Source organism: Pantoea sp. ME81 (genome assembly GCF_903970985.1).
Taxonomy (GTDB): Bacteria; Pseudomonadota; Gammaproteobacteria; order Enterobacterales; family Enterobacteriaceae; genus Pantoea; species Pantoea communis.
The window spans coordinates 1-9,064 of sequence record NZ_CAJCKS010000183.1 but is presented as its reverse complement, the minus strand read 5'-3'; the positions used below and the strand labels follow the sequence as shown (position 1 = coordinate 9,064).

The window sequence follows — 9,064 nt, the reverse complement described above, 5'->3', positions numbered from 1 at the left end:
GATTGCGTCGCCCAACGTCGACACTTGCAGTATCCACCCGGCGTGTCGCTCTTTCCCTCCCCACCGCCCTCCAGACGCCCACACGACTGGTGGCATTGATGTTGTGCATCAGCAGCGGTTTGAACACGGTGATGCCACCACACAGCAACGGACCTGCAGATGCCAGATCCAGCGTCTCGGGCAGCGGGATCACCCATTGCCAGTTGGCGCGCAGATGGCTGGCAAAACCGCCGTGGTTATTGATGGTGGAGACTTTGCCATTTTCGCAGTTCACCTGATCGCCTGCGATGCAGGCATCACAGTGATGGCAGCTTTTTGCCGTCCAGCCGATACCGACGCGTTGCCCGATGCTGAGCCCTTTGTTCTGCGCCGCCTCTCCCAGCGCCGCCACGCGACCAATCACTTCATGTCCGGCAATCAACGGATAACGTGAACCACCCCACTCGTTATCGATCATCGACAAGTCGGAATGGCACACGCCGCAGTAATCGACTTCAACCTGTACGTCTTCCGCTGCCAGCGGGCCGGCATCATATTCATAAGGCACTAACGCCCCACCCGCTTGCAGAGCGGCATAGCTGGAAATCTTCATCGCTGTCCTCGGAGTTTTGCTCGATAGAGCATCAGAGTAGCAAAGTGATGAGCAATATAATGCTGAATAATCAGGTTATTAGTAAGGGGAATGCTGTTTGGAAGGACGATGCAGCTTAAGAATGGAGGGGCGAAGAATCGGTGCGCACGATGCGCACCGTAAGACTCAATGTCGGCATGGCTGCACTGCAACGTAAAGTCGGACCCTCATCTGACATTGAAGTTGCAAGGGCATGGCTGCCGACCCTATCACCATGTTAGAAATCCGCTTTCAGCACTACGCGGTAATTCGCTTTACCGGCGCGGACATGATCCAGCGCGTCGTTGATTTTCGACATCGGGAAGGCTTCAACCGTTGGCGCAACGTCAGCACGCGATGCCAGTTTCATTAACGAACGCAACTGACCCGGAGAACCGGTGGATGATCCTGTCACGGCACGGTCGCCCATGATCAGGTTGAAAGCCGGAACTTCAAATGGCTTCATCACGGCACCCACGGTGTGGAATTTACCGTGCGGTGCCAGCGCCTGGAAGTACGGCTGCCAGTCGAGGTCTACTGCAACGGTACTGATGATCAGATCAAATTGGCCTGCCAGCGCGTTCAATGCTTGTGGATCACGGCTGTTCACCACGCGATCCGCACCCATCGCCAGGATAGATTCGGTTTTACTGGCGTTGGAGCTGAACGCAGTCACTTCCGCACCCATCGCACGCAACAGTTTGATCGCCATGTGGCCAAGGCCACCGATGCCGATCACGCCCACACGACTGGTGGCATTGATGTTATGCATCAGCAGCGGTTTGAATACGGTAATACCGCCGCACAGCAGTGGGCCGGCAGTGGTGATATCCATGGATTCAGGCAGTGGAATGACCCATTGCCAGTCCGCACGCAGATGACTGGCGAAACCACCTTTGTTCATGATGGTGGGAACAGAACCGTTTTCGCAGTTCACCTGCTCACCATTGATACAGGCGTTACAGTGCTGGCAGCTTTTCGCTGTCCAGCCAATGCCCACACGCTGACCGACTTTCAGTCCTTTGTTTTGCGCGGCATCACCCAACGCACTGATGCGACCAATCACTTCATGGCCCGCGATCACTGGAAACGAGGAGATGCCCCATTCGTTATCAATCATCGACAGGTCAGAGTGGCAGACGCCACAGTAATCGACCTCAACCTGTACCTCTTCAGCTGCCAGCGGACCGGCCTCATACTCAAAAGGCACCAGCGCATCGCCTGCATTCATCGCGGCATAACTTTTGATTTTCATTACTGTCCTCTGTTTCAGCGTTTTGACGCTCTAGTTTAGCAGAGCGTACGCCAGGATTATGACTATAAATCAAACGATTATCCGCGATTCGTCAGAAAAGCATTTAGGGTTAAAGCGGATCGTGATTCAGTGGGCTGCGAAAAGCATGCCTCGCTGCTTCAATCAGTTGGCTGGCGGTGATTGTCGGCGGTAAACGCATCAGCACCTTGCTCGCTTGCCAATAGCACAGCACCATCTCTTCATCTGTCTCGCTTTCGGCCATCTCACGTAGCCGTCTGCGCAGGCTGACCACATCCAACGTTTGCTGCTCATCCACCATCTCCGCAATGGTCTGATTGATCACCTGATGGATGATTTTCCAGGATATTTCGGCAAACACATTGAACCTCGTTGCTTATCTATTGGCTCCAGGCAAATGAATAAAACGTGCGGCGCTAACCGCACAAAAAGAGAACAAAGCTGGCATAACTATAGCCGTTTATTTTCTGAGCAAAGGCGGAAACAGCGGACATTCTTGTAGTTAACGGATCTATAAAATTATTTTTATTTTGCGTCATGCTGTCGACCGCCATTGTCCTTGTAACAAAAAAGCATAAACCTAAGCTGGCTGTCGTCGTCGGGCTTTGCCAAAGTAGTACAACGTTTAACCTCGCAACAGGGAATGAATATGAGTCAAACCACTGCTTTACACGCCGATCCATTAATCTGGGGCCACGGCCCCAAAGTGTTTGAAGTGTTTCTGGAACCCACATGCCCGTTCTCAGTCCGTGCGTTTAATAAGCTGGATGCGCTGCTGGCATTGGTGGGGGAAGATAAGATGACGCTGAAGATTCGGCTGCAATCCCAGCCATGGCATATGTATTCCGGACTGATCGTTCGTTACATCCTCGCCGCATCCACTTTGCCAGAGGGCAAAGCCGCTGCAAAACGTGTGCTGCAGGCGGTCGCCGATCATCGTGAGGAGTTTGAGTTCACCGATCACAGTCATGGGCCCAATATGGACGCGACGCCGAACCAAATCCTTGCACGTTTGCAGCAGTACAGCGGTATTGATGCCCATGCGCCTTTCCTGCGCGCCGAGCTGCAGAACGAAATCAAATGGCATTGTAAATATTCGCGCCAGAACGGTATTCACGTCTCACCCACCTTTATCACCAACGGTCTGGTGCAGTTGGATATGGGCAGCGGTGATGATATTGAGTCCTGGGCACAGCGCATTCTCGCCTGATGTTTTCAGCCCGCTGCGGCGGGCTATCCCCATATTTCGCAACAGATTTCAGCTTGCACTGATTGCACAATTTCCGATAATCGTTATCTACCTAATTATATAGCGAGAAAGGGAATGCAAGTCAGATACCTCACAGTATTGATGTTAACCGCCGCCGCTGGCCTCAGCCTGCAAGCACAAGCCAGTACCGATATTCGCGTAACTTATGCTGGTTCGATGGGAAAAGTGATGGACCAGTCTTTAGGTCCAGCCTTTGCCAAACAGAACGACGGAAAATATGAAGGGCAAGGCCAGGGCGCATACGGCATGGCTCGACTGCTCGCGAGTAAGAAAATCACCGCTGACGTGTTCGTTTCCATCACGCCGGGCCCGATGCAGATTTTGAAAGATGCAGGATTGATTGATGATGCCGTACCGGTTGCCAGCACCAGCATGGTGGTGGCGTACAGCCCGAGAGGCAAATTTGCCCAGCAGTTCGCACAGGCCAAAGGCGCAGATGCCAGCTGGCTGAAAGTGCTGGCCACGCCGGGCATTAAGTTCGGGCGCACCGATCCGATTAACGATCCAAAAGGCCAGAACATTATCTTTACCCTGCTGCTGGCTGAGAAGTATTACAAGCAGCCGGGCATCGCCGATAAAATTCTTGGTGGCTACCAAAACCCTGCTCAGACCCATCTTGAAGGTGGCCTGCTGGCTCGTCTGGAGAGTGGTCAGGTCGATGCCGCGGCAGGTTATGAGAGTGAAGTGATATCCGCGCATCTGCCTTATGTGGCGCTGCCGGATGAGGTCAACCTGAGCAATCCAGACATGGCAAAACAGTGGTATGACACTGTCAGCTTCAGCGTCAAAGACAGCGCTGGCAAAGATAAAGTGCTGCACACTCAACCGCTGGTTTACTACGCAGCCGTGCTGAAAAACGCTCCGCACGGTGCGGCGGCGGGTAAAGCCTTTGTCGATTTCATGCTGAGTAAGCCAGGTCAGGCGCTGTTTAAACAGAATGGCTACGCCGCGCCGAAAGGCGGAGCTGTTTATCAGTAATGAAGACCGGTCACGCCACCGCGCTTTGGTTGTCACTGCCAGCACTGATGTTGCTGGCCGTGCCATTCGTCACCCTGATTGGTGTCACTCAATGGCAGCACATGCACCTTGCCTGGGGCGATGGGAGTGCCATCTCCACCTCTTTGGGATTGGGCGCGATTGCGCTGCTGTTGATCTTTATCAGCGGATTGCCGGTGGCGTGGTGGTTGTCGCAGGCAAAGGGTCGTGCGCGCGCCATTGTGGAACTGTTGGTGATGATTCCATTACTGACGCCTCCGCTGGCAATGGGGATTTTACTGGTGAGCGCTTACGGACCTTATAGTGTTCCGGGGGAATTACTGGGGAAATTTGGCTGGACGCTGGTTAACAATCCTGCCGCGTTTATTCTGGCGCAATGGTACGGCGCACTGCCCTACTTCATTACCACTGCACGTTCCGCTTTCGCGGGCGTTCCGCAGGATATTCTGGATGCCGGCCGTACCTTAGGTGCCTCACCGTGGCAAGGATTTTGGCGTTTGTCGGTTCCGCTGGCCGCGCCGGGTTTGGCCTCTGCAACAGCTTTGGCGTGGGTGCGCGCCATGGGTGAGTTCGGCATTGTCATGATTTTCGCCTATTTCCCTCAGGGCATGCCGGTTCAGCTTTATAACAATCTGCAAAATGACGGCGTCGATGCGGTGTACGTATTGCTGTGGTTGCTGCTGTTGTTCACCTTACCGGTGCCGCTGCTGTGTTTTGTGGCGTCAAGACGCGTACGTTATGGCAGTTCATCAGTGGAGTCATAGCGCGGCAGGGAAACCGATATTCCGTAGCGGGTGGCCTGCAGGACGTGCACTGGCTATGTTGGACAGGCTAATTGAAGTGACACGACAGACAATGTGCTTGATGGGCGCAATATATTGCGCCCATCATGACTTAATCAATCGCTTTCAATGCATCCAGCGCGCAAGCCTCATCAAGATTACCGCCCGGCGCACCACCGACACCAATCGCACCAATCACCTGATTACCACTTTTTACCGGCACGCCACCGGCTAACAGCAGAAAGCCTGGTACGTCACGCATATTCTGCGCGCCTGGATTGTTCTGTGCCGTTTCCATCACTTTGCCACTCAGATTCCTGGTACTCAACGCGGTATAGGCCTTCATACGGCTCGCTTCTACCGTGTGCGGACCGGCATTGTCCATACGCTGTACCGCAGTCACTAAACCTGCGCGATCCACCACTGTCACGGTGACATTGTAATTTTTTGCTGCGCAGGACTGAATAGCTGCTCTAGCCAGTTTTTGCGCCTCAGCCAATGACAGATTGGATTCAGTCACGGCGGCCTGGCTGCCAAAAGAAACAAATGCCGCCGCAGCAGCAATCAAAGAAAGGCGAATAGTCATGTGTCACTCCTGAGTTATGTTAGGTGACACTGTAAAATGAGAGCAGGTTAATAAATATTCGGGTGATCACGCGTTCTGCCAGGTAGTTATACCTGGTTAAGTTGCTGCCAGGCGTGAATCAGTTGCGCAAGATTGTCCATTTCCAGTTTAGTCAGAACTGCGGCGCGATGGGCTTCAACCGTTCGTGGTGACAGCGATAAATCACGCGCTATCTCTTTGCTGGTCTGCCCGGCAATCATCAGTTGCATCACTTCGTTTTCACGCACCGACAACAATGCAAAACGCGACTGCAAAATCTGTTGCGCCTGCCAGCGCTGCGCGCGCTGTTCACTTTCATGCATTGCCTGGTGCACGCTTTCCAGCAACGGTTCAATCTCTAACGGTTTGGTGTAAAACTCGAAAGCCCCCTGACGGAACGCACGGCGACAGGCTTCAATCGTGCCATGACCGGTCATGATGATCACCGGCAGCAGCGGATGCCTTTCGCCCTTCTCTGCCAACCAGCTAAGGCCACTGATGCCCGGCATGCGGACGTCCAGCAACAAACAGCCGCGCAGCGGTTCCTGCGCTGACGTAGCCGCCTCAAATGAGGCCAAATCAGCAAAGTCGGCAACGTCATATTCCAGCGTTCTCAAGAGAAAACCCAATGATTCACGCACCGACAAATCATCATCCACTAACCAAACTTTTGCGCTCATTCCGTTACTCCGCCAGTGGGAAAATTAGGGTGATTTCCGCGCCGCCTTCGGCGCGGTTTGCCAGCCGCAGCTGGCCATTCATGCGTAACATCAAGCTCTCAACCAGCGTCATGCCAAGCCCCATGCTTTCTGGTCGCGAGCTGTAAAACGGCATACAGGCCTGCGCTAATCCTTCGACAGAAAAGCCTGGCCCGTTATCACTGATGATGATTTTAATCTCGTGCGCCAGGCGTTCTGAATTGATAGCCACCCACGCATCCGCCTGCCCTTGCTGCATGTGGATCGCATTTTGTAGCAGATTGTGAAAGACCTGTTCGAGCCATTGTTCGTCGCCGGTAACGCGCGCGTGGTCATGCTGAAACTGCTGATGAAGCACCACAGCGCCCGCATCCAGTTCTTGTTGTAATAGCACCGTGACTCGCCGCCATGTTGATTCAACACCGATCGCAGTCATCGCCACCGGGCGTTCGCTGACAATGTCGCGAAAACGTTGCAGCAATCCGGCCAATCGTTCAGTTTGTAAACTGATGGCACCGAGTGTCTGCGGCAGGCTATCGTGTTTGCCTTGCTTAAGCAGTAGCTGGCTGGTGTGTAACCACGTGTTAATCGCGGTGAGCGGCTGGTTAATTTCATGGATGATACCCGCCGTGTATTCACCCAAAGATTCACGCCGCGTGCGCTGGAAATAGTCAGCCCGCAGACGCATTTCGACGTTTTGTCGCCAGTGACGCAATAATTCCCAACCGAGAAAACCGATGATGAGCCACAACATCAACGCCAGCAGGGGCGGAGCGACATGCAGCGCACGCCAATCAGGATTCGCGCTGCCTTTAATCAGAAAAGGTTGGTAGAGGTTGATAAACGGACGCTGCCATTGCCAACGCGCCGTTTCAGAATAGGCCGAAGTTGATATTGCGGGCTGAGCATGAATATGAAATGCAAGTGCCAGCCCGACCTCTGGGGCTTGCACGGCAAAATGCAAATCCACCAGCATGCGGAATTGTCGATAGGGGTTATACAGCCAGTACCGCCCTTCGCTGGCATCTTCAAACCGCGGGCCGGTTAGCGGCCTGTTCTGTGTGTGCTCAAGCTGCACGATTTGCGGAAATTTCTTCTGCAATTCAGTAAGGTTTTCATCACCCGTCAATAATGGCAACAGAGTTTCATTCTGCGTTAAATAGGCCGCAATACGACTGAACTGCTGATGGAATTCCGCTTCACGCGTGCGCCGTTGATCCAGGATTTGTTCGGCAAGTAATGCGAACAAAGTCACCAGCGTGAGAAGTAGCCAGACCAGCCAATACCTTTTCATCCATGGGCGGTAAGTGTGAGGCATAGTTTTCCGTTGTTAAAGCGATAAAAAAGCCCTCCGGGTCAGGAGGGTTGTCGATACTGCACCAGCATCCATTCATGGTTTTGCAACGTTGTAACCTGCCCACCAATTGGATTCAATCTGTTTTACTGGTTTAGCGCTGATTTCAGAAGTCTACCTGGTACGACTTTGATTTAGATTGGCTTTTTCCCGATCGGTGAACGACTCTGCGTGATCCTGTTGTATGAGTTGATAACGAAACATCAGCTGTTTTAACAGTAATCCCGTCTGCGTTTGTTCACTCAGCTGATCACCATTACCCTCGGCATAACGTCGAAGTTGCTCTTCAACCGGAATCTGCTGGTTAAAGGCCTGCATCGCGGAAAAAATCCCCGTTTTAAGCTCACTCACCGTGAGATATTTCCCTTTAGTTTTATCTAGTCCATTGAGTTGTTCAGCCATATTTTCCAACTGCGCCATACCACGATGCCAGCTCTGTAATTTTTCCAACGATATCGCTTGTTTCTCTCTGCGCTGTTGTTCGAGCAGGGCTTGAGAGGCCATCAAGTGCTGATGCTGTTCGTATCGATACCAACTGCCACAGACTAAGACTAAAACGCCAGCCAGTAAGGCACAGCAGGCCCCACTCACAAATGATTTTAATGATGATGCCGTTGTGGGCGCGTCTTGCTGCTCATCCGCATCAGGATAGACCACATAAACGCGAGCCGGATCGCTGTGGTGTTCACTGTTGAGTGCTGCCGGAATAAGCTGTACCGGAGAGGGCTGTCTTTCTTGAAGCTGCGTTATGGAGTGTTTGACCTGATGCAATAACGTATTAGCCTGCGCGAATTCCCTGATACCAAAACGTAACAACGCTTCACGCAAGGATATCAGCAACCGCTCCGTTTCTAATAGCTGCGCCGCCATCTCGCTGCCCACCACCTGCCAGCCACGGTAGAGACTTTGCAGACGTCGAAACATCACGCTGAGGATATCGGCGCGCGCATCAATCGCCAGCGGCCAGAAAATCGACCACTGATGTACCACCAGCGCGTCAATCAGATTCAAGCCTTCATTGAGCCCCCTCAAACCCGCGTTGTTGGCACGCGCCAAAGTGAACCAGGCCGCACTCTGCAACTCCAGTCCATTTTGTTCAAACAACCCCAGCGTGAGTCTCTCCACTTTGCCCCAATCAACATCGGGCCGGGCGGGATGCGTCAGCTTACTCATCTCTTCCCGCAACTGGGAATAGCCTGGTAAGGTGCGCGGATCTGCACCGTTTTTAATCACCTGATTCATATTCAACAACCTTCCTTGTTTATCCCGTCAAACCACTGCCCATTAACTGCTGTTGCTTTAAGTGACGCAGCAACACTCTGCCCTCTGGTTTGAATTCCGTGCCGTAGCGCACCAGTCCAATACCGGTGAGTTCGGCTTCAATGGCGTAGCGCAATTCGCCTGGCACCGTTTGTTCCAGCAATGCCACCTCAATCGATCGGATGAGCGTCGTGTAGGGAAAGAGTGTACGTCCTGG

General features: G+C 53.0%; 10 protein-coding genes. 3 read left to right on the top strand and 7 right to left on the bottom strand.

Annotated elements, in window-relative coordinates; all coding sequences use genetic code 11:
- From H7A81_RS22975 to H7A81_RS22965, 3 genes are all read right to left on the bottom strand, one after another.
- On the bottom strand, window positions 1–592 hold a 592-nt coding region (locus H7A81_RS22975), incomplete at its 3' end, for an alcohol dehydrogenase catalytic domain-containing protein (RefSeq protein WP_255479026.1).
- 256 nt (window positions 593–848) lie between these two features.
- Window positions 849–1,865, bottom strand: coding sequence for an NAD(P)-dependent alcohol dehydrogenase (locus H7A81_RS22970; RefSeq protein WP_182058817.1), 1,017 nt, complete (start codon window positions 1,863–1,865; stop codon window positions 849–851).
- A 109-nt stretch (window positions 1,866–1,974) separates the two neighbouring features.
- On the bottom strand, window positions 1,975–2,244 hold the full coding sequence (locus tag H7A81_RS22965; protein ID WP_045813827.1) for a hypothetical protein: 270 nt from the start codon (window positions 2,242–2,244) through the stop codon (window positions 1,975–1,977).
- 288 nt (window positions 2,245–2,532) lie between these two features.
- Between H7A81_RS22965 and H7A81_RS22960 the strand changes: the two genes are divergently transcribed.
- The 3 genes from H7A81_RS22960 to H7A81_RS22950 all read left to right on the top strand — a co-directional run bounded on the left by H7A81_RS22960 (window position 2,533) and on the right by H7A81_RS22950 (window position 4,913).
- Window positions 2,533–3,093 carry a thioredoxin gene (locus tag H7A81_RS22960; protein ID WP_182058816.1) on the top strand — a complete coding sequence of 187 codons (561 nt, stop codon included), beginning with the start codon at window positions 2,533–2,535 and terminating at the stop codon, window positions 3,091–3,093.
- Window positions 3,094–3,207: 114 nt separating this feature from the next.
- The gene (locus H7A81_RS22955) at window positions 3,208–4,131 is read left to right on the top strand and encodes an extracellular solute-binding protein (protein ID WP_166932460.1); all 924 of its coding nucleotides are present in this window, start codon (window positions 3,208–3,210) and stop codon (window positions 4,129–4,131) included.
- The gene (locus H7A81_RS22950) at window positions 4,131–4,913 is read left to right on the top strand and encodes a molybdenum ABC transporter permease (protein ID WP_058961988.1); all 783 of its coding nucleotides are present in this window, start codon (window positions 4,131–4,133) and stop codon (window positions 4,911–4,913) included. Before H7A81_RS22955 ends, H7A81_RS22950 begins: the two co-directional genes overlap by 1 nt.
- A gap of 130 nt (window positions 4,914–5,043) precedes the next feature.
- On the opposite strand, the gene H7A81_RS22945 is transcribed toward H7A81_RS22950, so the two are convergent.
- The 4 genes from H7A81_RS22945 to H7A81_RS22930 form a co-directional block, all read right to left on the bottom strand.
- Window positions 5,044–5,517: a heme-binding protein gene (locus H7A81_RS22945; protein WP_182058815.1), complete on the bottom strand. Its 474-nt coding sequence runs from the start codon at window positions 5,515–5,517 to the stop codon at window positions 5,044–5,046.
- A gap of 86 nt (window positions 5,518–5,603) precedes the next feature.
- The gene (locus tag H7A81_RS22940) at window positions 5,604–6,215 is read right to left on the bottom strand and encodes a response regulator transcription factor (RefSeq protein ID WP_045834320.1); all 612 of its coding nucleotides are present in this window, start codon (window positions 6,213–6,215) and stop codon (window positions 5,604–5,606) included.
- A 4-nt stretch (window positions 6,216–6,219) separates the two neighbouring features.
- Window positions 6,220–7,551, bottom strand: a complete 1,332-nt coding sequence (locus H7A81_RS22935) for a sensor histidine kinase (protein WP_182058814.1) — start codon at window positions 7,549–7,551, stop codon at window positions 6,220–6,222.
- Between the two features lie 150 nt (window positions 7,552–7,701).
- Window positions 7,702–8,829 (bottom strand): VasL domain-containing protein, encoded by a 1,128-nt coding sequence (locus tag H7A81_RS22930; RefSeq protein ID WP_182058813.1) that lies wholly within the window; start codon window positions 8,827–8,829, stop codon window positions 7,702–7,704.
- Between the last annotated feature and the right edge of the window lie 235 nt (window positions 8,830–9,064).

Coding starts and splice junctions, on each gene's coding strand:
- H7A81_RS22945 (WP_182058815.1), bottom strand. CDS start 5,517: ATGACTATTCGCCTTTCTTTGATTGCTGCTGCGGCGGCATTTGTTTCT.
- H7A81_RS22970 (WP_182058817.1), bottom strand. CDS start 1,865: ATGAAAATCAAAAGTTATGCCGCGATGAATGCAGGCGATGCGCTGGTG.
- H7A81_RS22950 (WP_058961988.1), top strand. CDS start 4,131: ATGAAGACCGGTCACGCCACCGCGCTTTGGTTGTCACTGCCAGCACTG.
- H7A81_RS22955 (WP_166932460.1), top strand. CDS start 3,208: ATGCAAGTCAGATACCTCACAGTATTGATGTTAACCGCCGCCGCTGGC.
- H7A81_RS22940 (WP_045834320.1), bottom strand. CDS start 6,215: ATGAGCGCAAAAGTTTGGTTAGTGGATGATGATTTGTCGGTGCGTGAA.
- H7A81_RS22960 (WP_182058816.1), top strand. CDS start 2,533: ATGAGTCAAACCACTGCTTTACACGCCGATCCATTAATCTGGGGCCAC.
- H7A81_RS22930 (WP_182058813.1), bottom strand. CDS start 8,829: ATGAATCAGGTGATTAAAAACGGTGCAGATCCGCGCACCTTACCAGGC.
- H7A81_RS22935 (WP_182058814.1), bottom strand. CDS start 7,551: ATGCCTCACACTTACCGCCCATGGATGAAAAGGTATTGGCTGGTCTGG.